Here is a 23199-nt window from a genome sequence, read left to right on the forward strand (position 1 = left end):
GCTGCATGACCGATCACGCCCTGCTGCTGGTCAACCTGGGTTCCCCGGCCTCCACCTCGGTCGCCGATGTGCGCCGTTACCTCAATCAGTTCCTCATGGACCCTTACGTCATCGACTTGCCATGGCCGGTGCGGCGGCTGCTGGTGTCGCTGATCCTGGTCAAGCGCCCCGAGCAGTCGGCGCATGCCTACGCTTCGATCTGGTGGGACGAAGGCTCGCCGCTGGTGGTGTTGACCCGCCGCCTGCAAGCGGCGATGGCCGGGCACTGGCCCCACGGCCCAGTGGAAATTGCCATGCGCTATGGCCAACCGGCGCTGCCGGAGGTGCTTGCGCGCCTGGCCGCCCAGGGCGTGCGCAAGGTCACTCTGGCACCGCTGTACCCGCAGTTCGCCGACAGCACGGTGACCACCGTGGTCGAGCTGGCGCGCCAGACCGTGGCCGAGCGCCAGTTGCCGCTCGAGCTGCGGGTGTTGCAGCCCTTCTACGAGCACCCCGAGTATATCGAGGCCTTGGTCGCCAGCGCCGAGCCTTACCTGCAACAGGACTACGACCATCTACTGCTGAGCTTCCATGGCTTGCCGGAGCGCCACCTGAAGAAGCTCGACCCCACGGGCAACCACGATTTCCAGGCGGCCGATTGCTGCAAGGACGCCAGCGCCGAGATGCGCGCGGTGTGCTACCGCGGCCAGTGTCTGGCCACTGCCAGGGCGTTCGCGACGAAGATGGGGATCCCGGACGGCAAGTGGTCGGTGTCGTTCCAGTCACGGTTGGGGCGGGCCAAGTGGATCGAGCCCTACACCGAAACGCGCCTGGATGAGTTGGCCAGGGCCGGCGTGAAAAAGCTGCTGGTGATGTGCCCGGCGTTCGTCGCCGATTGCATCGAGACGCTGGAGGAGATCGGCATGCGCGGCAGCGAGCAGTTCGTCGAGGCGGGGGGCGAGGAGCTGGTGCTGGTGCCGTGTCTGAATGATCACCCGGAGTGGGTGAGGGTGCTTGCGGGGATGTGCGAGAGGGTCTGATTGCTTGGATGGCTGATCTGGCCTCTTCGCGGGCAAGCCCGCTCCCACAATTATCGCGCTCGCTTGAGGGGCGCGGGAGTCCTGTGGGAGCGGGCTTGCCCGCGAAGGCGCAGGGTCAGGTCAGCTCGGGGCTCAAGGCAAATGGTCGTCCAGCTTCTTGTGTTTCCAGCTGTCGTTGCCCGGCAGGATCAGGTTCAGGGCGATAGCCACGATGGCGCACAGGGCGATGCCCTTCAGGCCCCAGTCGTCCGGGCCGTCGCCGCTGCCGATCAGCACGCCGCCGATACCGAACACCAGGGTCACCGAAACGATCACCAGGTTGCGTGCCTCGGCCAGATCGATCTTGTGGCGGATCATGGTGTTCATGCCCACCGCCGCGATCGAACCGAACAGCAGGCAGAGAATACCGCCCATCACCGGGACCGGAATGCTCTGCAGCAACGCGCCGAACTTGCCGATGAAGGCCAGGCTGATGGCGAAGATCGCCGCCCAGGTCATGATCTTCGGGTTGTAGTTCTTGGTCAGCATCACCGCGCCCGTCACTTCGGCGTAAGTGGTGTTGGGCGGGCCGCCGAACAGGCCGGCAGCGGTGGTGGCCAGGCCATCGCCGAGCAGGGTGCGGTGCAGGCCGGGTTTCTTCAGGTAGTCGCGACCAGTCACGCTGCCCACCGCGATGACCCCGCCGATGTGCTCGATCGCCGGTGCCAGGGCGACCGGGACGATGAACAGGATCGCCTGCCAGTTGAACGCCGGTGCGGTGAAGTTGGGAATTTCCAGCCACGGTGCGGCGGCGATCTTGGCGGTGTCGACCACGCCGAAGGCGAACGACAGGGCAAAGCCGACCAGCACGCCGGAGATGATCGGCACCAGGCGGAAGATACCCTTGCCGAACACCGCGACGATCAGGGTGGTCAGCAGGGCCGGCATGGAGATCAGCATGGCGGTCTTGTAGGGCATCAATGCCGCACCGTCACCGCCTTTGCCCATGGCCATGTTAGCGGCGATCGGCGCCATGGCCAGGCCGATGGAGATGATCACCGGGCCGATCACCACCGGCGGCAGCATGCGGTCGATGAAGCCGGTGCCTTTGATCTTCACCATCAGGCCCATGAAGGTGTACACGAAGCCTGCGGCCATCACCCCGCCCATGGTCTCGGCCAGACCGAACTGGCCCTTGGCGAGAATGATCGGGGTGATGAAAGCGAAACTCGAGGCCAGGAATACCGGGACCTGGCGACCGGTGACCAATTGGAAAAGCAAGGTGCCGATACCGGCCGTGAACAGGGCCACGTTCGGGTCGAGGCCGGTGATCAGCGGCATCAGCACCAGGGCGCCGAATGCCACGAAGAGCATCTGCGCGCCCGAAACGACCTGGCGCCAGAGCGGGTCGTTGAAGCCGTCCTGCATGGTCAGGCGTCCTTCTGCTTGGTGCCGAAGATCTTGTCGCCGGCATCGCCCAGGCCTGGGACGATGTAGCTGTCTTCGTTGAGACCCTGGTCGATCGAGGCGGTGTAGATGCTCACGTCGGGGTGGGCTTTCTCGACCGTGGCGATGCCTTCGGGCGCGGCCACCAGCACCATTGCGCGGATTTCCTTGCAGCCAGCTTTCTTCAGCAGATCGATGGTGGCGACCATCGAGTTGCCGGTGGCCAGCATCGGGTCGATGATCAGGGCCAGGCGCTGGTTGATGTCCGGTGCCAGTTTTTCCAGGTAGGTGTGCGCCTCGAGGGTTTCCTCGTTGCGGGCAACGCCCACGGCGCTGACCTTGGCGCCCGGGATCAGGCTGAGCACGCCGTCGAGCATACCGATGCCGGCCCGCAGGATCGGCACCACGGTGATCTTCTTGCCGGCGATCTTCTCGACCTGGACCTTGCCACTCCAACCGTCTATTTCGTAGGTTTCCAGGGGCAGGTCCTGGGTGGCTTCGTAGGTCAGGAGCGCGCCGACTTCCTGGGCAAGTTCGCGAAAGTTCTTGGTGCTGATGTCGGCACGGCGCATCAGGCCGAGCTTGTGGCGGATCAGCGGATGGCGGATCTCACGAGTGGGCATAGGGGGCTCCGAAAGGCGGGCAAAAAAACCGCGCTAGATTAATCTATTCAGCCTGTGCTGTCGTGCGTCTTTCTGGACGTTAGTCCATAAATGCTTGATCTGTGACGAGCGGATGCGTACCTTTGCCCGCTTTTCCAAAATGCACCCCTGGAGAGCGCCATGTCCGCCGATCTCGAGCATATCCGCCAAGTCATGCGCGAAGCAGACTGCCTGTACACCGAAGCCGAGGTCGAGGCCGCCATCGCCAAGGTCGGCGCGCAGATCAGCAATGACCTGCACGACAAGAACCCGGTGGTCTTCTGCGTGATGAACGGTGGGCTGATCTTCGCCGGCAAGCTGCTGACCCACCTGCAGTTCCCGCTGGAAGCCTCGTACCTGCACGCGACCCGCTACCGCAACCAGACCAGCGGTGGCGAGTTGTTCTGGAAGGCCAAGCCGGAAGTGTCGTTCATCGACCGCGACGTGCTGATCGTCGACGACATTCTCGACGAGGGTCATACCCTCAGCGCCATCATCGACTTCTGCAAGCACGCCGGTGCCCGCGCCGTGCACACCGCGGTGCTGATCGACAAGGACCACGACCGCAAGGCCAGCCCGGACCTCAAGGCCAGCTACATGGGCCTGCCGTGCGTCGATCGCTACATCTTCGGCTATGGCATGGACTACAAGGGCTACTGGCGCAACGCCAACGGCATCTTCGCCGTCAAGGGGCTTTGAGGGCTTCTTGCTGGATTGGTGGGGTGTATCCGGATCGTTGGCTTGAGAGTTGTGGTGTTGCGTAGATCGTGCGCCGCGCGGGCGGCGCGCGATCTCGTAGGCGCTACTTCTTCGCGGCCTGGTACAGCGGCATCACTTTCGGAATGGCCGCCTGCAGCGAGGCGATGCGGCTGGCCGACGCCGGGTGAGTGCTCATGAACTCGGGCGGCGCGCCCTCGGATGCGGCGCTCATCTTGTTCCACAGGGTGATCGCGGCATTCGGGTCGTAGCCGGCGCGGGCCGACAGCTCCAGGCCGATCAGGTCGGCTTCGTTCTCGTTGGCACGGCTGTTGGGCAGGGTCATGGCGTAGTTCACCACCTGGTCCGCCAGGCCCAGGGTGTCATCCCCCAGCCCGAGCAGGGCACCGGCGCCCTGGCGGGCCATCGCCACGCCATAGGCCTTGGACATCGCCTCACGGCTGTGCTCGCGCAAGGCGTGGGCGATTTCATGGCCAACCACCGCAGCGATCTCGGCATCGGTCAGCTTGAGCTGGTCGATCAGGCCGGTGTAGACGATGATCTTGCCGCCGGGGCCGCAGTTGGCGTTGAGCTCGTCGCTCTTGATCACGTTGACTTCCCAGTTCCACTGCGCGGCATCCGGGCGGAACTGCGGCGCCTGGGCGATCAGGCGCTTGGCGATGGCCTGCACACGCTTGGCATCGCTGCTGGATTGCTCCAGTACGCCCTTGGTCTTGGCCTCGCCGAGGGTTTCGGTGTACGACTGGGCGTACATCTGGTTGACCTCATCGGTCGACAGCATGCTGAACATGTACTGCTTGCGTTCGACCCCCACGGCGCCGCCGCTGGTGGTGTTCACCGCCTGGCAGCCGGCCAGCAGGATGCTGGCGCTCAGGGCGCTGACAACAAATGACTTACGCATGAAAAACACTCCCTTTTTTGCATGGCGGTATCCTAGGCCCAGTGGCCCAGGGCGGCTATAGCCGCACAGAAGATTTATATCGGCAGGGCAACCCAAGGCTTCAAGCCGGCGTCAGGCACTCCGGTGCATCCAGCTTGGGATCGTTGACGAAATTCGCCAGGGCTCGCTCGCGCAGGGTCGCAGGTGGGCTGGCGAGCAGTTCGTGCAGGCGCGCCAGCGGGGTGTCGGGGTCCAGCCACGCCGCTTGTCCGGCTTCATCGAGGATCAACGGCCGGCGCTGGTTCATCGCCGCCTGGGTCACCACCGCGCAGCTCAGCCAGACCTGGTCCTGCACCGGGTAGGCCTCCCAAACCGCGGCGAAGCACAGCGACGAACCCTCGCCTGGGGTCAGCCAGTACGGGCGCTTGCGCGCCGTGCCGCGCCATTCGTAGAAGCCGTTGGCCGGCATCAGGCAGCGCCGTTGACGGAACGGCTCGCGGAACATGGGCTGTTCGGCCAGGGTTTCGGCGCGTGCATGGGCGGGGGTGCGGGAAAGGTCTGTGAGCCAGGCCGGGGTCAGCCCCCAGCGCGCCCTGGCCACCTGCGCCAGGCCATCGACCTGGCGTTGGATCAGTACCGAGGCGCCCGGCGAGATGTTCCATTGCGCAGGTTGGCCTTGGGGAAAGCCTGGCAGGTTGGCCAGGGCCTGGGGCCAGCGAAACAGGGCGTAGCGTCCACACATGGGCGAATTGAAAACCTAGCAGATCAAGGTACCGGGTACGTGCTCCGGTTCGTCGCCGGCGAGCGGCTGGGCACCATTGTACGCATCGATCAGTTGCCGTGCGTAGTCGGCCTGCGCGTCGGGAACGGCCAGGCCAAGCAAACCGTGCACCGGCAGTTCGCCCACGGCGCCGATCAGGTCGCGTCCGATCAGGTGCACCTCGACGCCCTCACTGGCGAGCATGCCCACCAGCATTTGCGCTTCCAGCAAATTTTCCGGCTCGTAGATCCGCCGCATCAGGCATCGTCCTCGCGTCTGACATCGAGCATCCATTCGTCACCGTGCACCTGCAGGATGAACACCACGGGTTGGCAACACACCTGGCAGTCCTCGGTATACACCTGGTCGCCGGCGGAAAGGTCGATGGTGGTCTCCACCCGTTCGCCGCAATAAGGACAATCATAGAAGTCGGTTTCCAGCATCGCGGCCTCCGGGCTGACTTGTGCGTATAATTGCCGATCTGTCTACAGGGGCTGTGCGTGTCCGAGCCGTTTCTTGGGCCCCCTGATTTATTACCCTAGCCGTTTCCAACAAGAGAGCATGATGGGCGAATTCGATGCCATCCGACCGTACGACGACGCTGAGGTCCCTGCCGTTCTGGCGCGCCTGCTCAGCGACCCGGCATTCCTCGATATCCTCACCCACTTCCGCTTCCCGCGTGCGGCGGGCGCCTTTGGCTGGCTGCTCAAGCCGCTGATCGCCCGCCGCCTGCGTAAGGAGTTCACCGGCGTCACTTGCGTCTCGACCCTGCAGGACAAGGTCGAGTACTACGTCGACCGAACCATCGATCGCGCCACTGATGGCGTCACCTATTCGGGCGTCGAGCAGCTCAAGTCAGGCACGGCCTACCTGTTCCTGGCCAACCACCGCGACATCGTCATGGACCCGGCCTTCGTCAACTATGCCGTGTACCACGCCGGCCTGCCGACGCCGCGCATCGCCATTGGCGACAACCTGCTGCAAAAGCCCTTCGTCAGCGACATGATGCGCCTGAACAAGAGCTTCATCGTGCACCGTTCGATCAGCGGCCGTCGCGAGAAGCTCGCCGCCTACCAGCTGCTCTCGGCCTACATCAACCACTCGATCCGCAACGACTGCGTGTCGATCTGGATCGCCCAGGCCGAAGGCCGCGCCAAGGACGGTGACGACCGCACCGATTCGGCGATCCTCAAGATGTTCCACATGAGCCGCAAGGACGAGGCGTTCGGCGCGGTCATCCAGGGTCTGAACCTGATTCCGGTGTCGATCAGCTACGAATACGACCCATGCGACCAGGCCAAGGCCCGCGAGCTTTACATCCGCGCCACCACAGGCACCTACAAGAAAGCGCCGGGCGAGGACGACAACAGCATCGCCAAGGGCATTACCGGCTACAAGGGCCGGGTGCACATCAACTTCGCCCCGCCGGTGACCGAGTACTACGAGGACACCAAGCAACTGGCGCAGGAAATCGACCGGCAGATCCTCGGTGGCTACCGCTTGTTCCCGGTGCACTACCTGGCCTACGCGATGTGGGACGAAAAGGACGAGGCCCTGCAGGTGCCGAGCGCCGAGAAGGTATTCCCGGCCGAAGAGCTGGCCAAGGCCAGGGAAGAGTGGCAGCGCCGCCTGGACGCCTGCCCGCAGGAGCAGCGGCCTTACCTGGTGTTGCAGTACGCCACTCCGGTGCGCAACCAGTACCAGGTCAGGCAGCAGGCGCCGGTGGCCTGAGCCGCAGGTGCCTGCTTGGCGGGTTCAGATCCAGGTGCTGAACCACGACAGCAGCAGGGCCATGGCCAGGCACGAGAAGCCAAGGATGTAGTAGTAGCGCGGCACGCGCTGGTCGAACGTCTCCACCGTGCCTTCGTCCACCGCCAGGCGCTCGCGGGTCACGGCCGCGCGGCGCCGCGCGTTCTGCAGCAACAGTCCGCCCGGGCAGGTCAGCAGCAATGCCAGCAGATTGATCAGCTTGGTCGGGTGGGCGACCAGGAACCCCCAGAGCACGTGCAAGGACATCGAGCAACCTCGGTTGGAACAACGAAAGGCTGGCATTCTACCCAAACCCCTGGGGCGCGCCCGGGCTTGGCGACCAACTGTCATTTAATTTCATGTGTCACAAGCTCGTCATAAGAATAGCCCACCCTGTCGGCCTTTCGATCAGACGGAGCTTGTCATGCTGCACGCCGAAAACCAGGATCGCCTCTACCTCGTCGCCCAGAGCGAAGAGCAGCAGGCGTTGATCGACGGTTTCGCCATCAATGTCCAGGACCGCCAGTGGCTGGTCTACTGTGCCCTGGGCGGGCATGCCCATGACGACCTGCCCGAGGTCGATGCCGGTACTGGCGTCAGCCTGCTCGATTTCCATATAGAAGCGGCCTAGGGCCTGACTCGCACATGAAAAAGCCCGCTGCCTGGAACCAGGCAGCGGGCTTTTTGGTGTTGCGCGCAGAGGCTTACTCGGCCAGTACCTGACCGATGGTCGGGTCCTTGAACAGGCGGGTCAGGGCGTCGCTGAGCACGTCGCTCACCAGCTTGGTGTTGGTTTCCTGGTTCGGCGCCATGCCGAAGCGCTGGTCCAGCGAAGCGCCGTAGCGGCCGCTGTAGCGGCGGCTGGCGTTGGATACATCGGCCCGGAAGGTCGCACCGATGGTGGCTTCGGTCACGTACAGGTTGTCCTTGGGCGACTGGTACTTGAGTTCGGCCAGGGTCACGGTCAATTGCGGGGCGTTGCCAGCATTGGGCGTCGGAGTGAAGCCCAGCAGGCGTACGGCTGCTTCGGCCTGGGCCTGCAGCTTGGGCACCACGTCGTTGCCGCTGACGCTGATGGTGCTGGTCTCGGGGTACATGCCACCGCGAGTGCCCAGCGACTGCGAAGCCCGGCCATCGACCACGCGGACCACGACCGGCTGGCCGTGGCCGACCGGGGCGAGCTGGGCGGTGAGCTGGGGTTGCGGGTTGAGTTGTTGCGGGCTGTGGGCACAACCGACCAGGCTCAGGCTGGCCACGGCGAGCACACCGAACAACAGACGTTGCAACATGCGCATTTCTCCAGAAAAGACGGCAAAGGCGCACAGTATACCTAGCCTCGCGGCGCCCAGTCATCGGCCGCGAAGGCCCGCCAGGGCGGGTTTTTGCGGGCGCGCACGGCAACGCATGCACGTGCGCACGCCGATAAACGGACAAACGCTGCAATAAAAACCACGATTTCCGACCTTTCTGCCTGCGACATCGTTATAATCTCCCCCCGATTATAAGGACGTCTCCTGATCGGGCCCCGCATTCGCCGCTTGACCCCGGCACCTTCACCGCCTTGCCCACAGAGAGCCTTCCACTCAGGTCTTGCATCGGCTGTCGTGCCTGCTTTTCCCGGCCCTTCGCACTGCATGAACCTGTGGGTTGCCATCGCGCAGTCCCCTTTTGAGGTTCACGACTCCAAAAGAGCGTGAAAAAACGGTTTTTCACAACTTCACGAGAGTGTGGCGAGCAATGAACAGTCTGGCATGTGTAAAAGCGGCAGATGTGTCCCGAACAGCCCTGAACAGGCGGCAAGATCGCTCATCGCGAATGGGTGGTTGAACCGTTTCTCTAACGCACGCTGGGTACCCTTGACCATAAGTCGAATTGCCGCACCCGTGGCAAACGGCGTTCAATACCTGAACCCGAAGACTGATTGGCGGTGTCCGCGGAAGTTGCAAGAACTGCGAAGAGTCGGACATGGCGATCCCTGGCGACCCCAGTGGTCCTATGCTGTCAATTAGGTAGCTGTAGATTGTGGAGACGCGTTAAATGGCGCAGAACGAATCGGTTGATGTGGTACTGGTAGGCGCGGGCATCATGAGTGCCACCCTGGCCGTACTGCTCAAGGAGCTCGACCCGACCCTCAAGCTGGAGGTCGTCGAGGCGATGGACTCCGGGGCCGCTGAAAGCTCCAACCCCTGGAACAACGCAGGTACCGGCCACGCCGGCCTGTGCGAGCTGAACTACACGCCCCAGGCCGCCGATGGCAGCATCGACATCAAGAAGGCCGTGCACATCAATACCCAGTTCGAGGTCTCGCGCTCGTTCTGGGCCTACCTGAGCAAGAAAGGCAACTTCGGCTCGGCCCGTTCCTTCATCAACCCGGTCCCGCACCTGAGCTACGTCGAGGGTGACAAGGGCATCGGTTTCCTCAAGAAGCGCTACGAGCTGCTCAAGCAGCACCATGCCTTCGCCGAGATGGAATACACCGAAGACCAGGCCGTGATGAAGGACTGGATGCCGCTGATGATGCCGGGCCGCCCGGCCGACCAGCGCATCGCCGCCACCCGCGTGCTCAAGGGCACCGACGTCAACTTCGGCGCCTTGACCAACAAGCTGCTCAAGGTGCTGGGCGATGCCCCGGACGCCCAGGTCAAGTACAGCAAGAAGGTCGTCGGCCTGCGCCGTAACGGCAGTGGCTGGACCGTCAGCATCAAGGACGTCAACAGCGGCGGTAGCCGTGAAGTCGACGCCCGCTTCGTGTTCCTCGGCGCCGGTGGTGCGGCCCTGCCGCTGCTGCAGCTGTCGGGCATCCCGGAGAGCAAGGGCTTTGGCGGCTTCCCGGTCAGCGGCCAGTGGCTGCGTTGCGACAACCCGGAGATCGTCAAGCAGCACCAGGCCAAGGTCTACAGCCAGGCTGCGGTCGGCGCGCCGCCCATGTCGGTACCGCACCTCGACACTCGTGTGGTCGATGGCAAGAAGTCGCTGCTGTTCGGGCCGTACGCAGGCTTCACCACCAAGTTCCTCAAGCATGGTTCGTTCATGGACCTGCCGCTGTCGGTGCGCATGGGCAACATCGGCCCGATGCTGGCCGTGGCGCGCGACAACATGGACCTGACCAAGTACCTGGTCAGCGAAGTGATGCAGTCGATGGAACAGCGCCTCGAATCGCTGCGTCGCTTCTACCCCGAAGCGAAGGCCGAGGACTGGCGCCTGGAAGTGGCCGGTCAGCGTGTGCAGATCATCAAGAAGGACCCGAAGAAGGGAGGCATCCTGCAGTTCGGCACCGAGTTGGTCTCGGCCCAGGACGGCAGCCTGGCGGCTCTGCTTGGCGCATCGCCAGGCGCTTCGGTAACCGTCTCGATCATGCTCGAACTGATCGAACGCTGCTTCCCCGAGCAGGCCAAGGGCGCCTGGGCCGCCAAGCTCAAGGAGATCTTCCCGGCCCGCGAGAAGACCCTGGCGACCGATGCGGCGCTGTACCACAAGATCAGCGCCGACAACGACGTGGCGCTGGAGCTGGTGGAAAACAGCCCGGCCAAGCATTACGCCTAAGCCGGCCTGAAACGAAAAAACGCCCTTCGGGGCGTTTTTTCGTGGCCTGCACAGGCCGAAATCAACCCCGGGCGTTGGCGATGATCTCGATGTACTCCGGCGCATTGCGCTGGTCTTCGATCAGCTGAACGAAGGTCTTGCCATGTTCGTCCTTGCCGTCCAGGTCGTAGCCGGCTTCGACGAAGAAGCCGACGAAGCGCTCGAAGTCGTCGACACGCAGGCCACGGTAGGCCTTGACCAGCTTGTGCAACGACGGCGAGGTCACGCCATCGGCGGGTTCGAACTGAAGGAACGTCTTGACGTAGTCATCGCTGATCTCGTCACCAATCACCTGCTTCTTGTCTTTGCGCATTGCCGGCTCCAACTGGATCATCACGGAATTTCGAAGGCCGGCAGTGTACCCCCCTGGGGCGGCGCGCCTCAACGCGTACGTACGGTGCCGGTGTGCAGGTCGGCCCAGACATGGCCGTTGGCGTAGGTCAGGAACTGCACGTACAGGGTCTCGTTGCGCAGCAGGTCCATGATCACCCGGTAATCGCTGACCGGGTAGTTGAGGTTCAGGGTGCGGGTCTGTTCGTCGTATACCGGTTTCTTCAGGCTCTTGCCGGCTTCGCCGTCGAAGGTCAGCAGCACCTGGCCGATCGTCGCGCCCTTGCTCAGCGGCTTGCCCTTCAGGCGCATCTGTAACGATGAAGTGATCGGGATCGGCTGCTGGTCGGACGGACGTTGCGCACCGACCACCACCGAATAGTCGGTGACCTGCAGCAATTGCTGGCTGGTCGGCGCTTCCTGGCGCAGCGACTGGTCGTCCGGTGGCAGGAACTGGCCATGCATCGGCGCGGCGACGGCGGGCAGGCTCAGCACCAGCAGGAGGGGAAGGATCGCACGCATGACTTGTGTAGCTCCTTGTATGGCTCCTTGGCAGGAGGAGGCACTCTAGCATGCCGCTTCACCCGCACCACAACAGGGCTGCCAGGCAGCCCCGCGTCTATCTTCAGCCAACCCAGCCACTGGCCTTCATCGCCGAGTACACGGCGATGATCGCCAGCACGAAGAAGGCCGCGGCGGCCAGGCGGCGAATCAATGCCAGCGGCAGTTTGTCGGCTGCGAAATTACCGGCCAGGACCACGGGGACGTTGGCGATCAGCATGCCCAGGGTGGTACCGATGATGACCATGATCAGGTGCGGGTACTGCGCGGCCAGCATCACCGTGGCGACCTGGGTCTTGTCGCCGATCTCGGCCAGGAAGAAGGCGATCAGGGTGGTCAGGAACGGGCCGAAGCGGCGGGCCGGATTCTCGTCGTCGTCCATCTTGTCCGGCACCAGGGTCCACAGCGCGGTAGCCGTGAAACTCGCGGCGAGGATCCAGTGCAGCATCGTTTCGGTGAAGAACCCGCTGACCCAGGCGCCCACGGCACCGGCGGCAGCATGGTTGGCGAGGGTAGCCGCGATGATGCCGGCGATGATCGGCCAAGGCTTGCGGAAGCGGGCGGCGAGAATGAGCGCGAGCAATTGCGTTTTATCGCCGATTTCGGCGAGGGCGACGATCGCGGTGGGGACGAGCAGAGATTCCAGCATCAGGTTTCCTACGGGGGCGGGTCGACACGGCTATGACACGTACGACCTCCCCGCCCCGGGTAAGGTGTGCGTGTCATAGGTCTTGTCAAACCCTGGGCCCGTCTGTGCGGACCTCGGGTCGCACGCGCCATGGCCTGTGGGCCAAGTATGTTGACGCGTACCGGGCGAGCTGGGTGCTCGCGGGAGACTACTCCCCTAGGACGGAGCGGATTCTGCCTAGCCGAATCGATTTCGGCAAGCCCTGATGTTATCCGCGTGTTGCCTGGTAGATGCGAAAACCATCGGCTTCGGCGCGGGTCTGGCAGTTGCCCAGGGCGCCTTCGATCAGCGGTTGGTAACGCAGGAAGCTGTTGGCGACAAGGCGAATTTCGCCGCCTTTTCGCAGATGTTGGCCAGATTTTTTCAGCAGGTTTTCCGATGCCTGGTAGTTGGTGTGAACTCCGGTGTGGAACGGCGGGTTGCTCAGGATCAGGCTCAGTTCACCGGGTGCCGCATCGATGCCGTCACCGCTGATGACATCGCCTTGCAGGCCATTGGCGGCCAAGGTCAGGCGGCTGGCGGCCACCGCGAAGGCGTCCACGTCGAGCAGTGTCACCTGGCTTTGCGGATAGCGCCGCTTGACCGTGGCGCCCAGCAGCCCGGCGCCGCAGCCAAAGTCCAGTACGTGGCCGACCGGCAGATCGTCGAGGTGCTTGAGCAGCAGCGCGCTGCCACGGTCGAGGCGGCCGTGGCTGAAAACCCCGGGCAGGCTCACCACCTGCAGCGGACCATCCTCCAGGTCCAGCTCGAAGCGTTCTGCCAGGCTTTCCAGCGGCTTGGCCGCCGGGGCGTGGTCCACGGTCACCTGCCACAACTGGCAGTGGCGGGCACTGTCGAGCTTGCGCGGCTTGCCCAGGGCTTGCAGTTGCTTGGCCGCGCCCTCGATGCCGCCGCGCTTCTCGCCCACAAGGTAGAGGTCGCGTCCGCCCAGGCGCGAGGCCAAGGCATTGATCAGGTAGGCTGCCAGGTCACGCGACTTGGGCAGGAACAGCACAGCGGCGTCGAAGGCCAGCGCCGGCGCCTCGACACCGTAGTGGCTGCGACCGGGGAAGTGGCTTTCGAGCATGGTCTGGTCGCCCGCATGCCAGACCCATGCCTGGGCCTGCGGCAACTGGCCGAGCAGACCGTCGGCGGGGGCACCGGCGAGCAGCAGCGGGCCCTGGAACAGGTCTGCCTGGCGGAGCAACACTTCACTGCGCGGGTCCATGGACGACGCCTCCTGGAAAAAGTCGCGCAGTTTAGCAGAGGCGGCTGCCGTGCTCAGCTGCCGAGCTTGCCGGGCAGCTTCAGCTGACCACGCGACGCGGCTGGCCGGCGAAGAACGCCTGGGCGTTTTCGCTGAGCTGGCCGACGATGCGCTGGCGGGCTTCCACCGCGCCCCAGGCGCTGTGCGGGGTGATCAGCAGGCGGGGGATATCATCGGCCAGCAACGGGTTGCCATTGACCGGTGGCTCGACGCTGAGCACGTCGGTGGCGGCGCCGCCCAGGTGGCCGGCGCGCAGGGCATCGGCCAGGGCCTGTTCGTCGATCAGGCCGCCACGGGCGGTGTTCACCACCAGGGCGCCGGGCTTGAGCAGGGCCAGTTCGCGGCTGCCGATCATGTGCCGGGTGTGCTCGTTCAACGGGCAGTGCAAGGTCAGTGCGTCGATCTGCGGCAGCAGCTCGTCCAGCGGCAGGCGGTCGTCACGGGCCGGGCGACCAGGGATCTGCCCGCTCAGCACACGCATGCCGAAGGCTTCGGCCAGGCGCGCCACCGCGCCGCCAAGCTCGCCATGGCCAAGCAGGCCGAGGGTCTTGCCCTCCAGTTCGACGATCGGGAAGTCCAGCAGGCAGAACTGCTTGGCCTTGGCCCATTGGCCCGCAGCCACCGCCTGGTTGTAGTCGCACAGGCGCGTGGCCAGGGCCAGCAGCAGCGCCAGGGTGTGCTGGGCCACCGAGGGGGTACCGTAGCCCTGGCAGTTGCACACGGTGATGCCCTGGGCGCGGGCGGCGGCCAGGTCGACGTTGTTGGTGCCGGTCGCCGCCACCAGGATCAGTTCGAGTTGCGGGTTGGCTGCCAGGACCTGGGCGTCGAGCACCACCTTGTTGCTGACCACTGCGACGGCGCCCTGCAAGCGTTCGGCCACCTGCTCGGGGCGGGTGGCGGCGAACAGCTCGAATTCGTCGAACTGCTGCTGCAGAGGCGAGAGGTCGAGATCGCCCAGGTCGAGGGACTGGTGATCGAGGAACACGGCGCGACGCGGGGTGGGCATGGGAGGCTCCGGTGGCTTGGCGATTGTTGTCAGCGCAGTGTCTAGCCCGCGGCTGCCACTCGTCAACGCCTGCCGCTCATACCTCGCACCGGCAAATCATTCCTTCGGCTGATTTAGCCGTCACATTGTCGGTCTACAGTAGTTGCAGACTTTATCCGGCACGCTGTTCAGAAAAGGGATAACCATGTTGCAGACGCGCATCATCAAGCCCGCCGAGGGCGCCTACACCTTTCCGCTGCTGATCAAACGCCTGCTGATGTCGGGCAGCCGCTACGAGAAGACCCGCGAGATCGTCTACCGCGACCAGTTGCGCCTGACCTACCCGCAGCTCAACGAACGCATCGCGCGGCTGGCCAACGTCCTCACCGAGGCCGGGGTCAAGGCCGGCGACACCGTGGCGGTGATGGACTGGGACAGCCACCGTTACCTGGAATGCATGTTCGCTATCCCGATGATCGGCGCCGTGGTGCATACCATCAACGTGCGCCTGTCGCCCGAGCAGATCCTTTACACCATGAACCACGCCGAGGACCGCCTGGTACTGGTCAACAGCGACTTCGTCGGCCTTTACCAGGCCATTGCCGGGCAGTTGACCACGGTCGAGAAGACCCTGCTGCTGACCGATGGCCAGAGCAAGAGCGCCGACCTGCCCGAGCTGGTGGGCGAGTACGAGCAACTGCTCGCCGCCGCCAGCCCGCATTACGATTTCCCCGACTTCGACGAAGACTCGGTGGCCACCACGTTCTACACCACCGGGACCACCGGCAACCCCAAGGGCGTGTACTTCACCCATCGCCAGCTGGTCCTGCACACCCTCGCCGAAGCCTCGGTCACCGGCAGCATCGACAGCGTCAGGCTGCTGGGCAGCAACGACGTGTACATGCCGATCACGCCGATGTTCCACGTCCACGCCTGGGGCATCCCCTATGCTGCCACCATGCTCGGCATGAAACAGGTCTACCCGGGCCGCTACGAGCCGGAGATGCTGGTGAAGCTGTGGCGCGATGAGCAGGTGACGTTCTCCCACTGCGTGCCGACCATCCTGCAGATGCTGCTCAACTGCCCGTCGTCCCAGGGTCAGGACTTCGGCGGCTGGAAGATCATCATCGGCGGCAGCGCGCTCAACCGCTCGCTGTACCAGGCCGCGCTGGCCCGGGGCATTCAGCTGACCGCTGCCTACGGCATGTCGGAAACCTGCCCGCTGATCTCGGCCGCGCACCTGAACGACGAGCTGCAGGCCGGTGGCGAAGACGAGCGCGTCACCTACCGAATCAAGGCCGGCGTGCCGGTGCCGCTGGTGGAGGCGGCGATCGTCGATGGTGGCGGCAATTTCCTTCCGGCCGATGGCGAGACCCAGGGCGAACTGGTGTTGCGAGCGCCGTGGCTGACCATGGGCTATTTCAAGGAGCCGGAGAAGAGCGAGGAGCTTTGGCAGGGCGGCTGGCTGCACACCGGTGACGTCGCCACCCTAGACGGTATGGGCTACATCGATATCCGCGATCGCATCAAGGACGTGATCAAGACGGGCGGTGAGTGGGTATCGTCGCTGGACCTCGAGGACCTGATCAGCCGCCACCCGGCCGTGCGCGAAGTGGCGGTGGTGGGCGTGGCCGACCCGCAGTGGGGGGAGCGCCCGTTCGCCTTGTTGGTGGTGCGCGAAGGGCTCGCGGTGGACGCCAAGGCGCTGAAGGATCACCTCAAGCCCTTTGTCGAGGAAGGTCACATCAACAAGTGGGCCATTCCCAGCCAGATCGCCATTGTTACTGAAATTCCCAAGACCAGCGTCGGCAAGTTGGACAAGAAGCGCATTCGTCTGGACATCACCCAGTGGCAGGCCAGCAACAGCGCATTCCTGTCCACGCTGTGAAGGCAGTGCGGGTTGCGCAAAACGCTTCGAAACCCGCGCGATAGAGGGATCTGGCCTTGCCAAATGAAAAAAATGCGCCATGCTTTCGCGCCTGTTACGCGCAGGTTCCGACCTGCGTCGGCAAGTGTCGCAGTGGCCGTGCAAATCACACTTTAGAGGGATCAAGCACCTGGTCTTGCTGGCTATAGTCGGGTCAGGTGAATTTTCAGAAATGGGGGAGGGCGACACGCGCAAGCCGTGTCGCTGCGGGTGCAGGCCTGCATACCGGTCGCACGGGCCGTTTCTGAAGGGACTCACTGCCATAACAAAAACATGGAGTAGCGTCGATGAAATCTGCAAACCTGTACTGGCGCCGGGCCAAGCTGCCCCTGGCCGTCAGCCTTGCTTCCACGCTCGCAAGTCCTGCTTTTGCCGTCAGCTTCAACATCGGGGAGATCGAGGCGCAGTTCGACTCGTCGCTCTCCATCGGCGCCAGCTGGTCCACCGCCAATCCCAACAAGAACCTGATCGGTGCCAACAACGGCGGCAAGGGGCTGTCGCAGACCTCCGACGATGGCCACCTGAACTTCAAGAAGGGCGAGACCTTCTCGAAGATCTTCAAGGGCATCCATGACCTGGAGCTCAAGTACGGCGACACCGGTGTGTTCGTCCGGGGCAAGTACTGGTACGACTTCGAACTCAAGGACGAGGGCCGCGAGTTCAAGGACATCAGCGACTCCAACCGCAAGGAAGGGGCCAAGTCGTCGGGTGCCGAGCTGCTCGATGCCTTCGTCTACCACAACTACAACATCGCCGACCTGCCGGGCACCGTGCGCCTGGGCAAGCAGGTGGTGAGCTGGGGTGAAAGCACCTTCATCGGCGGCGGTATCAACGCCATCAACCCGATCGATGTATCGGCCTTCCGCCGCCCAGGTGCGGAAATCAAGGAAGGCCTGATCCCGGTGAACATGTTCTACCTGTCGCAGAGCGTCACCGACAACCTGTCGGTCGAGGGCTTCTACCAGCTGGAATGGGACCAGACGGTGGTCGACAACTGTGGCACCTTCTTCTCTCAGCCCGATGTGATCGCCGACGGTTGCAACAACAACCTGGCGGTGCTGGCCAAGCAATCGACCCTGAGCGGCGCCCTCGGCCCGTTGTCGGCGCCGGTGCTCGGCACCCTGGGGGCGCAGAACGTGACCTGGGGCTCGCCCGATGAGGGCGTGATCGTGCGCCGCGGCGCCGACCGCGATGCCCGTGACAGCGGCCAGTTCGGCGTGGCCATGCGCTACATGTTCGAGCCGTTGAACACCGAGTTCGGTGGCTACTTCATGAACTACCACAGCCGCGCGCCGATCTTCAGCGGCCATGGCGCCGATGCCCAGTACTTTGACCCGAACAACCTGGCTGCCGCCCTGGTCGGTGCTGGGGTACCGGCTTCGGTACTGGCCAACCTGATGCCGTCGCTGATGCCGCTGGTGGTGGCCGGCAACTCCAGCTACTACGTCGAGTATCCCGAGGACATCCGCCTGTATGGCCTGAGCTTCTCCACCACGCTGCCGACCGGCACTGCCTGGAGCGGCGAGATCAGCTACCGGCCGAACGCCCCGGTGCAGATCAACACCACCGACATCCTCTACTCCGGGCTGACCCCGCTCAATCCTGACGTCTCCGTGCTCCAGGGCACGCCGGGTGCCGACCAGTCCGGCTACCGGCGCAAGGAAATCACCCAGCTGCAGACCACCTTCACTCACTTCTTCGACCAGGTGATGGGCGCCGAACGCCTGACCATGGTCGGCGAAATCGGCTGGACCCACGTCGGCGGCCTGGAAAGCACCCGCAAGATCCGCTACGGCCGCGACCCGGTGTTCGGCCCGGGCCCGTTGCCCAACGGCCAGTGCGAGGCGCTTAACAGCAGCACCCTGGGCACCAGCGACGCCAACAACGTCTCGCGCTACTGCGAGAACGATGGCTACACCACCACCGACTCCTGGGGTTACCGCGTACGCGCCATCTGGGACTACAACAACGTCTTCGCCGGGGTGAACCTGCGCCCGAGCGTGGCCTGGTCGCACGACGTCGACGGCTATTCGCCGGGCCCGGGCGGCAACTTCGAGGAAGGGCGCAAGGCGATCAGCCTGGGCCTGGATGCCGAGTACCAGAACACCTATACCGCCAGCCTGTCGTACACCAACTTCTTCGACGGCAAGTACAGCACCGTGGATGACCGCGACTTCGTCGCCCTCAGCTTCGGCGTGAACTTCTAAGAACTGATCCAGGACGACACGAGATGAACAAGACCAGAAGTCTGTTGCAGGCCGGTGTACTGGGCCTGTCGGTGCTAGCGACCAGCGTCATGGCTGCGGTTTCCGCCGACGAAGCGGCCAAGCTCGGCACCACCCTGACCCCGATGGGCGCGGAAAAGGCCGGCAATGCCGATGGCAGCATCGGTGCCTGGGCGCCCCTGGCCAAGACCGCGGGCAGTGTCGATGCCAAGGGTTTCTTGGCCGACCCGTACGGCAATGAGCAACCGCTGTTCACCATCACCGCGCAGAACGTCGACAAGTACCAGGACAAGCTGTCGCCAGGGCAGGTGGCGATGTTCAAACGCTACCCACAGACCTACAAGATCCCGGTGTACAAGACCCACCGCGGCTCTACCGTGCCGGACGAGGTATTCGCCGCCATCAAGGAAAACGCCACCAAGACCACCCTGGTCGAAGGCGGCAATGGCTTGAACAACTTCCGTACCGCTGTGCCGTTCCCGATTCCCAAGAGCGGCGTCGAGGTGATCTGGAACCACATCACCCGCTACCGGGGGGGCAGCGTGACCCGTCTGGTGACCCAGGCCACGCCGCAGCAGAACGGCTCCTACAGCCTGGTGAACTTCCAGGACCAGTTCGTCTTTCGTGATCGGATGAAGGACTACGACCCGAACGACCCGGGCAACGTGCTGTTCTACTTCAAGCAGAAGGTCACCGCGCCGGCGCGTCTGGCCGGGACGGTGCTGCTGGTGCACGAGACCCTCGACCAGGTCAAGGAGCCGCGCAAGGCGTGGATCTACAACGCCGGCCAGCGCCGCGTGCGCCAGGCGCCGCAGGTGTCGTACGATGGGCCGGGCACCGCTGCCGATGGCCTGCGTACCTCGGACAACCTGGACATGTACAACGGTGCCCCCGACCGCTACGACTGGAAGCTGGAGGGCAAGAAAGAACTGTATATCGCCTCCAACACCTACAAGCTGGACTCGCCGAGCCTGAAGTACGCCGACATTCTCAAGGCCGGGCACATCAACCAGGACCTGACCCGCTACGAATTGCGCCGGGTCTGGCATGTGGTGGCGACATTGAAACCGGGGCAGCGGCATATCTACGCCAAGCGTGACTTCTACATCGACGAAGACACCTGGCAGGCCGCGGTGATCGACCAGTACGACGGCCGTGGCCAGCTCTGGCGGGTGTCGGAGGCCCACGCCCAGGACTACTACAACGTGCAGGTGCCCTGGTACACCCTGGAAGCCATCTACGACCTGCAGTCCGGCCGCTACCTGGCGCTGGGCATGAAGAACGAGGAGAAGCGCGCCTACGACTTCGGTTTCAGTGCCAGCAAGGGCGATTTCCAGCCAGCGGCGCTGCGTCAGGATGGGGTGCGCTGATAGCGGCTTGCCGTTATATCTCCAGCGCCTGGTAGACCGAGCGCCGCCCGCGCGGCGCTCGATTTCAGCCCCCTGCAAATCCCCGATAAAACCCCTGAATACCCCGCCAAACCCCCGCCCTAGCTGGTTTCAATCGGCCTTGTCGCTTTTTGTCGTAGTCTTTCCCTACGCAATTGCGCCCATCATCTTCAAATATGCCGCGTTACCGGCTAGTCTCGCAAACAATCCGTTTACCGCCGTAGTTTGCCAACCAGAACGAGCCGGCCATGACAGATCTGTCCCGTACGCATGGATTCGCCAGCCAGGCCCTGGGCCTGCTGGACGGGCGTTTCTTCCGGCCGCCACTGCCGGACGGGCATGTGCTGCGCCCGCGCCTGTGCCAGCGCTTGCAGGCCGGGCTTGGCGGGCGCTTGCTGTTGGTCAACGCCCCGGCAGGGTTCGGCAAGAGCTCGTTGGCCATCGAGTTCAGCCAGGCGTTGCCCGAGCACTGGCGCAGCCTGTGGCTCGGCTTGAGCCAGCGCGACGCCGACCCCGGGCGCTTCCTGGAGCGTCTGCTCGAAGGGCTGCAGCAGTATTGCCCGGCCCTGGGAGGCCAGGCCATGGGCTTGCTGAAAATGCGTCAGCGCCACCAGCCGTTCGCCTTCGAGGAATGGCTCGACGGCCTGCTCGACGAGTTGGCCCTGTACCTGCAGCCCGACACGCCGTTGCTGCTGGTGCTCGATGACTACCACCTGGCCCAGGGGGCGGTGCTCGACCGTTGCCTGCAGTTCTTCCTCAATCACCTGCCGCCTGGCCTGGTGCTGCTGGTCACCAGCCGCCAGCGCCCCGATTGGCACCTGGCGCGGCTGCGCCTGTCACGGCAGTTGGTCGAACTCAACGAACAGGACCTGCGCCTGACCGCCGACGAAGCCCTGGAAGTGATCGGCTGCCAGCCCACCGGCCTGCGCGGACAGGCTCTGGACAACCTGATCCAGCGCAGCGACGGCTGGGTGGCGGGGCTGCGCTTCTGGCAACTGGCGGCCAGCGAGGTTGGCGACGAGCAGGCCTTGCCCCAGGCGTTGCACGGCGGCGAAGGGTTGATACGCGATTATCTGCTGGAAGAGGTGATCGACCTGCTGCCGCCGGATGTGCAGGCATTTCTCGACGATACCGCCTGCCAGGACCGGTTCTGTGCCCAGTTGTGCGACGCCCTGCGCGAGCGCGACGACAGCCAGGCGATCCTGCGCTACCTGCAGGCCCACCAGGTGTTTCTGGTGCCGCTGGACGAACACGGCTACTGGTTCCGCTATCACCACCTGTTTTCCGACCTGTTGCGCAGCCGCCAGGCCAGCGAACCGTTGGCACGCCTGCACTTGCGTGCCTGCCGCTGGTTCCAGGGCCAGGGCCTGCTGGACGAAGCGGTGGAGCAGGCCCTGCGGGCCGGTCACCTCGACGTGGCCGCCAATCTGGTACAGAGCCTGTCGGAAGAGCAACTGCTGGCCGAGCAGAACGTCGGCATGTTGCTGCGCTGGAAGATGGACCTGCCCGACAGCCTGCTGATCAGTACGCCGCGCCTGATCGTGCTGTACAGCTGGGCCCTGGGCCTGGCCTGTCAGCTGGATGCCGCCGAAGAACTGTCAGGCTACCTCAGCCGTTTCCTGCCGGCACCCTCGGCCACCGCGCAGCGCTCGATGCTGGCCCAGTGGCTGGCGCTCAGCGGGGTGATCGCCCGAGGCCGCGGTGACCGCGCGCGGACCCTGGCGTATTGTGGCGAGGCCCTACAAAGCCTGCCGGACAAACGTTACGGGCAACGTCTGGTATGCCTCTCGACACTGTCCAACCTGGCCATCGCCGATGCCGATTTCTGGCGCGCCCGTGGCTGGAACCGCGAGGCCCTGGAGCTGGCCCAACGGGTCGGCAATCCCTTGTTCGAGGCCCTGGCCCACTATGACCGGGCGCGCGTGCTGCACGCCCGCGGCGAGGTGCTGCGGGCCCTGGACGAAGTGCGTGAGGGGCAGCAGCGGCTGCAGGGCTTGTCGGCGCAGCGGCTGTATGCGGTGCGTGCCCGGCTCACCCTGTACGAAGGCTACCTGCTGGTCGCACGCCTGCAGAACAGCCAGGGGCGCGCGCGCTTGCGTGCCGGGCTCAGCGAAGCCCGTGCATGCCGGGACATCAGCGTGCTCATCGGGCATTGCGTGATCGCTTCGCTGGACGGCCGCGAGGGGCAGTTCGCCGAGGCCTTCGCCGAGCTGGCCGAGGCCGAGCGGCTGATGCACATCTGGGACGTGCCGCCGATCTTCTACCTGGCCATGATTACCCTGGTGAAGTGCGAGCTCTGGCTGGCCCAGGGCCGCACCGACCTGGCCGAGTCGTGGCTGTTGCGCCTGGGCCAGACCTACGGCGGCGAGCAGCCGGCAGCGGCGCCGGAGTTCCACCCGTTGCTGCCCCTGCATATCGAACTGCAGCAGGCCTTGCTCGAACGTGCCCTGGGGCGCACCGAGCAGGCGGCCCGGCGGCTGCAGGCCCTGGTCGAGCGCGGTCGTGCCAGTGGCGGTACGTTGCTGACGGCGCATGCACTGTGCCAATCGATGGCGCTGCGGCTTGGTCAGGGGCATGACGCCCAGGCTGCCGAGTTGATGGGCCAGGCCCTGGAGGCGTCCCGGGGCGGCGTGTTGCAAACCTTCCAACGGTTGCTGCAAGAGCATCCTTGCTGGCTGCGTGAGCAATTGCTGGCCAGCCCTGGCTGCCCTGCCCGCACGCAGTTGCTGGCGTTCCTGCCGGAACTGCCGTTGGCCGATAGCGGCAGCGCGCAAGCGTTGAGCGGGCGCGAACTGGCCGTGCTCGAGCTGATCGCCAAGGGTTGTTCGAACCAGCAGATCAGCGAGCGGCTGTTCATCTCGTTGCACACGGTCAAGACCCACGCCAGCCATATCAACGGCAAACTCGGCGTGGAGCGGCGTACCCAGGCGGTTGCCCGGGCGCAGTCGCTGGGCCTGTTGCCGTGAAGGTAGCCCTGGGGCGGATTGCCCGATAAAATACTGGCAAGATGCCACTTATTGATGTGTCCGACGCTCCGCGCTCATCTTTCCAGCCCCGTTGCCGATAAAGCATTCGG

General features: G+C 64.5%; 22 protein-coding genes and 1 riboswitch. Of the genes, 9 read left to right on the forward strand and 13 right to left on the reverse strand.

Translation table 11 applies throughout. The features are described from left to right. Window positions 1-5: 5 nt before the first annotated feature. Window positions 6-1019 (forward strand): ferrochelatase, encoded by a 1014-nt coding sequence (hemH, locus tag IAE37_RS14030; protein WP_201174530.1) that lies wholly within the window; start codon window positions 6-8, stop codon window positions 1017-1019. A gap of 132 nt (window positions 1020-1151) precedes the next feature. On the opposite strand, the gene IAE37_RS14035 is transcribed toward hemH, so the two are convergent. Then, window positions 1152-2426, reverse strand: coding sequence for a uracil-xanthine permease family protein (locus IAE37_RS14035; RefSeq protein WP_201174532.1), 1275 nt, complete (start codon window positions 2424-2426; stop codon window positions 1152-1154). 2 nt (window positions 2427-2428) lie between these two features. After that, window positions 2429-3067 (reverse strand): uracil phosphoribosyltransferase, encoded by a 639-nt coding sequence (upp, locus tag IAE37_RS14040; RefSeq protein WP_201174534.1) that lies wholly within the window; start codon window positions 3065-3067, stop codon window positions 2429-2431. A 159-nt stretch (window positions 3068-3226) separates the two neighbouring features. Between upp and IAE37_RS14045 the strand changes: the two genes are divergently transcribed. Next, entirely contained in the window at window positions 3227-3784 is a 558-nt protein-coding gene (locus IAE37_RS14045; RefSeq protein WP_201174536.1) for a hypoxanthine-guanine phosphoribosyltransferase, read from the forward strand. 103 nt (window positions 3785-3887) lie between these two features. On the opposite strand, the gene IAE37_RS14050 is transcribed toward IAE37_RS14045, so the two are convergent. The 4 genes from IAE37_RS14050 to IAE37_RS14065 all read right to left on the reverse strand — a co-directional run bounded on the left by IAE37_RS14050 (window position 3888) and on the right by IAE37_RS14065 (window position 5885). Beyond that, window positions 3888-4703, reverse strand: coding sequence for a M48 family metallopeptidase (locus IAE37_RS14050; protein WP_201174538.1), 816 nt, complete (start codon window positions 4701-4703; stop codon window positions 3888-3890). A gap of 100 nt (window positions 4704-4803) precedes the next feature. Further along, on the reverse strand, window positions 4804-5424 hold the full coding sequence (locus IAE37_RS14055) for an SOS response-associated peptidase (protein WP_201174540.1): 621 nt from the start codon (window positions 5422-5424) through the stop codon (window positions 4804-4806). A 15-nt stretch (window positions 5425-5439) separates the two neighbouring features. After that, the gene (locus IAE37_RS14060; RefSeq protein WP_201174543.1) at window positions 5440-5700 is read right to left on the reverse strand and encodes a putative signal transducing protein; all 261 of its coding nucleotides are present in this window, start codon (window positions 5698-5700) and stop codon (window positions 5440-5442) included. After that, complete coding sequence (locus tag IAE37_RS14065; RefSeq protein WP_201174544.1) at window positions 5700-5885, reverse strand: CPXCG motif-containing cysteine-rich protein; 186 nt, start codon at window positions 5883-5885, stop codon at window positions 5700-5702. Before IAE37_RS14065 ends, IAE37_RS14060 begins: the two co-directional genes overlap by 1 nt. Before the next feature lie 118 nt (window positions 5886-6003). Here IAE37_RS14065 and IAE37_RS14070 point away from each other — a divergent pair, with 118 nt between their 5' ends. Next, window positions 6004-7173, forward strand: coding sequence for a 1-acyl-sn-glycerol-3-phosphate acyltransferase (locus IAE37_RS14070; protein ID WP_201174547.1), 1170 nt, complete (start codon window positions 6004-6006; stop codon window positions 7171-7173). 24 nt (window positions 7174-7197) lie between these two features. On the opposite strand, the gene IAE37_RS14075 is transcribed toward IAE37_RS14070, so the two are convergent. Beyond that, window positions 7198-7458, reverse strand: coding sequence for a hypothetical protein (locus tag IAE37_RS14075; RefSeq protein WP_201174549.1), 261 nt, complete (start codon window positions 7456-7458; stop codon window positions 7198-7200). Window positions 7459-7615: 157 nt separating this feature from the next. Here IAE37_RS14075 and IAE37_RS14080 point away from each other — a divergent pair, with 157 nt between their 5' ends. Continuing rightward, the gene (locus IAE37_RS14080; protein ID WP_201174551.1) at window positions 7616-7822 is read left to right on the forward strand and encodes a hypothetical protein; all 207 of its coding nucleotides are present in this window, start codon (window positions 7616-7618) and stop codon (window positions 7820-7822) included. Window positions 7823-7895: 73 nt separating this feature from the next. Here the strand turns inward: IAE37_RS14080 and IAE37_RS14085 are convergent, their stop codons facing one another. Next, window positions 7896-8480, reverse strand: coding sequence for a YajG family lipoprotein (locus IAE37_RS14085; RefSeq protein ID WP_201174553.1), 585 nt, complete (start codon window positions 8478-8480; stop codon window positions 7896-7898). A 748-nt stretch (window positions 8481-9228) separates the two neighbouring features. On the opposite strand from IAE37_RS14085, the gene mqo reads away from it, so the two are divergent. Next, window positions 9229-10734: a malate dehydrogenase (quinone) gene (mqo, locus tag IAE37_RS14090; RefSeq protein ID WP_201174555.1), complete on the forward strand. Its 1506-nt coding sequence runs from the start codon at window positions 9229-9231 to the stop codon at window positions 10732-10734. Between the two features lie 61 nt (window positions 10735-10795). Here the strand turns inward: mqo and IAE37_RS14095 are convergent, their stop codons facing one another. The 5 genes from IAE37_RS14095 to IAE37_RS14115 all read right to left on the reverse strand — a co-directional run bounded on the left by IAE37_RS14095 (window position 10796) and on the right by IAE37_RS14115 (window position 14604). Then, window positions 10796-11086: a PA4642 family protein gene (locus IAE37_RS14095; protein ID WP_201174556.1), complete on the reverse strand. Its 291-nt coding sequence runs from the start codon at window positions 11084-11086 to the stop codon at window positions 10796-10798. Window positions 11087-11154: 68 nt separating this feature from the next. Further along, window positions 11155-11625, reverse strand: coding sequence for a hypothetical protein (locus IAE37_RS14100; protein WP_201174558.1), 471 nt, complete (start codon window positions 11623-11625; stop codon window positions 11155-11157). Window positions 11626-11728: 103 nt separating this feature from the next. After that, window positions 11729-12313: a TMEM165/GDT1 family protein gene (locus tag IAE37_RS14105; protein WP_201174560.1), complete on the reverse strand. Its 585-nt coding sequence runs from the start codon at window positions 12311-12313 to the stop codon at window positions 11729-11731. A gap of 87 nt (window positions 12314-12400) precedes the next feature. After that, window positions 12401-12522, reverse strand: a riboswitch (yybP-ykoY riboswitch). A 38-nt stretch (window positions 12523-12560) separates the two neighbouring features. Further along, entirely contained in the window at window positions 12561-13559 is a 999-nt protein-coding gene (locus IAE37_RS14110; protein WP_201174562.1) for a class I SAM-dependent methyltransferase, read from the reverse strand. Between the two features lie 79 nt (window positions 13560-13638). Beyond that, window positions 13639-14604 (reverse strand): 2-hydroxyacid dehydrogenase, encoded by a 966-nt coding sequence (locus IAE37_RS14115; RefSeq protein ID WP_201174564.1) that lies wholly within the window; start codon window positions 14602-14604, stop codon window positions 13639-13641. Between the two features lie 184 nt (window positions 14605-14788). Here IAE37_RS14115 and IAE37_RS14120 point away from each other — a divergent pair, with 184 nt between their 5' ends. From IAE37_RS14120 to IAE37_RS14135, 4 genes are all read left to right on the forward strand, one after another. Beyond that, window positions 14789-16471: a fatty acid--CoA ligase gene (locus IAE37_RS14120; RefSeq protein WP_201174566.1), complete on the forward strand. Its 1683-nt coding sequence runs from the start codon at window positions 14789-14791 to the stop codon at window positions 16469-16471. A 326-nt stretch (window positions 16472-16797) separates the two neighbouring features. Next, complete coding sequence (locus IAE37_RS14125) at window positions 16798-18717, forward strand: DUF1302 domain-containing protein (RefSeq protein ID WP_201174568.1); 1920 nt, start codon at window positions 16798-16800, stop codon at window positions 18715-18717. A gap of 23 nt (window positions 18718-18740) precedes the next feature. Continuing rightward, window positions 18741-20105 carry a DUF1329 domain-containing protein gene (locus IAE37_RS14130; RefSeq protein ID WP_201174570.1) on the forward strand — a complete coding sequence of 455 codons (1365 nt, stop codon included), beginning with the start codon at window positions 18741-18743 and terminating at the stop codon, window positions 20103-20105. A gap of 266 nt (window positions 20106-20371) precedes the next feature. Further along, complete coding sequence (locus tag IAE37_RS14135; protein ID WP_201174572.1) at window positions 20372-23089, forward strand: LuxR C-terminal-related transcriptional regulator; 2718 nt, start codon at window positions 20372-20374, stop codon at window positions 23087-23089. Window positions 23090-23199: the final 110 nt, after the last annotated feature.

Source organism: Pseudomonas sp. S31, assembly GCF_016648105.1.
In the GTDB taxonomy this organism is placed as follows: domain Bacteria; phylum Pseudomonadota; class Gammaproteobacteria; order Pseudomonadales; family Pseudomonadaceae; genus Aquipseudomonas.

Excerpts from the sequence above, each read along its gene's own strand:
- hemH (WP_201174530.1), top strand. The coding sequence starts at position 6 with ATGACCGATCACGCCCTGCTGCTGGTCAACCTGGGTTCCCCGGCCTCC.
- IAE37_RS14035 (WP_201174532.1), bottom strand. The coding sequence starts at position 2,426 with ATGCAGGACGGCTTCAACGACCCGCTCTGGCGCCAGGTCGTTTCGGGC.
- upp (WP_201174534.1), bottom strand. The coding sequence starts at position 3,067 with ATGCCCACTCGTGAGATCCGCCATCCGCTGATCCGCCACAAGCTCGGC.
- IAE37_RS14045 (WP_201174536.1), top strand. The coding sequence starts at position 3,227 with ATGTCCGCCGATCTCGAGCATATCCGCCAAGTCATGCGCGAAGCAGAC.
- IAE37_RS14050 (WP_201174538.1), bottom strand. The coding sequence starts at position 4,703 with ATGCGTAAGTCATTTGTTGTCAGCGCCCTGAGCGCCAGCATCCTGCTG.
- IAE37_RS14055 (WP_201174540.1), bottom strand. The coding sequence starts at position 5,424 with ATGTGTGGACGCTACGCCCTGTTTCGCTGGCCCCAGGCCCTGGCCAAC.
- IAE37_RS14060 (WP_201174543.1), bottom strand. The coding sequence starts at position 5,700 with ATGCGGCGGATCTACGAGCCGGAAAATTTGCTGGAAGCGCAAATGCTG.
- IAE37_RS14065 (WP_201174544.1), bottom strand. The coding sequence starts at position 5,885 with ATGCTGGAAACCGACTTCTATGATTGTCCTTATTGCGGCGAACGGGTG.
- IAE37_RS14070 (WP_201174547.1), top strand. The coding sequence starts at position 6,004 with ATGATGGGCGAATTCGATGCCATCCGACCGTACGACGACGCTGAGGTC.
- IAE37_RS14075 (WP_201174549.1), bottom strand. The coding sequence starts at position 7,458 with ATGTCCTTGCACGTGCTCTGGGGGTTCCTGGTCGCCCACCCGACCAAG.
- IAE37_RS14080 (WP_201174551.1), top strand. The coding sequence starts at position 7,616 with ATGCTGCACGCCGAAAACCAGGATCGCCTCTACCTCGTCGCCCAGAGC.
- IAE37_RS14085 (WP_201174553.1), bottom strand. The coding sequence starts at position 8,480 with ATGTTGCAACGTCTGTTGTTCGGTGTGCTCGCCGTGGCCAGCCTGAGC.
- mqo (WP_201174555.1), top strand. The coding sequence starts at position 9,229 with ATGGCGCAGAACGAATCGGTTGATGTGGTACTGGTAGGCGCGGGCATC.
- IAE37_RS14095 (WP_201174556.1), bottom strand. The coding sequence starts at position 11,086 with ATGCGCAAAGACAAGAAGCAGGTGATTGGTGACGAGATCAGCGATGAC.
- IAE37_RS14100 (WP_201174558.1), bottom strand. The coding sequence starts at position 11,625 with ATGCGTGCGATCCTTCCCCTCCTGCTGGTGCTGAGCCTGCCCGCCGTC.
- IAE37_RS14105 (WP_201174560.1), bottom strand. The coding sequence starts at position 12,313 with ATGCTGGAATCTCTGCTCGTCCCCACCGCGATCGTCGCCCTCGCCGAA.
- IAE37_RS14110 (WP_201174562.1), bottom strand. The coding sequence starts at position 13,559 with ATGGACCCGCGCAGTGAAGTGTTGCTCCGCCAGGCAGACCTGTTCCAG.
- IAE37_RS14115 (WP_201174564.1), bottom strand. The coding sequence starts at position 14,604 with ATGCCCACCCCGCGTCGCGCCGTGTTCCTCGATCACCAGTCCCTCGAC.
- IAE37_RS14120 (WP_201174566.1), top strand. The coding sequence starts at position 14,789 with ATGTTGCAGACGCGCATCATCAAGCCCGCCGAGGGCGCCTACACCTTT.
- IAE37_RS14125 (WP_201174568.1), top strand. The coding sequence starts at position 16,798 with ATGAAATCTGCAAACCTGTACTGGCGCCGGGCCAAGCTGCCCCTGGCC.
- IAE37_RS14130 (WP_201174570.1), top strand. The coding sequence starts at position 18,741 with ATGAACAAGACCAGAAGTCTGTTGCAGGCCGGTGTACTGGGCCTGTCG.
- IAE37_RS14135 (WP_201174572.1), top strand. The coding sequence starts at position 20,372 with ATGACAGATCTGTCCCGTACGCATGGATTCGCCAGCCAGGCCCTGGGC.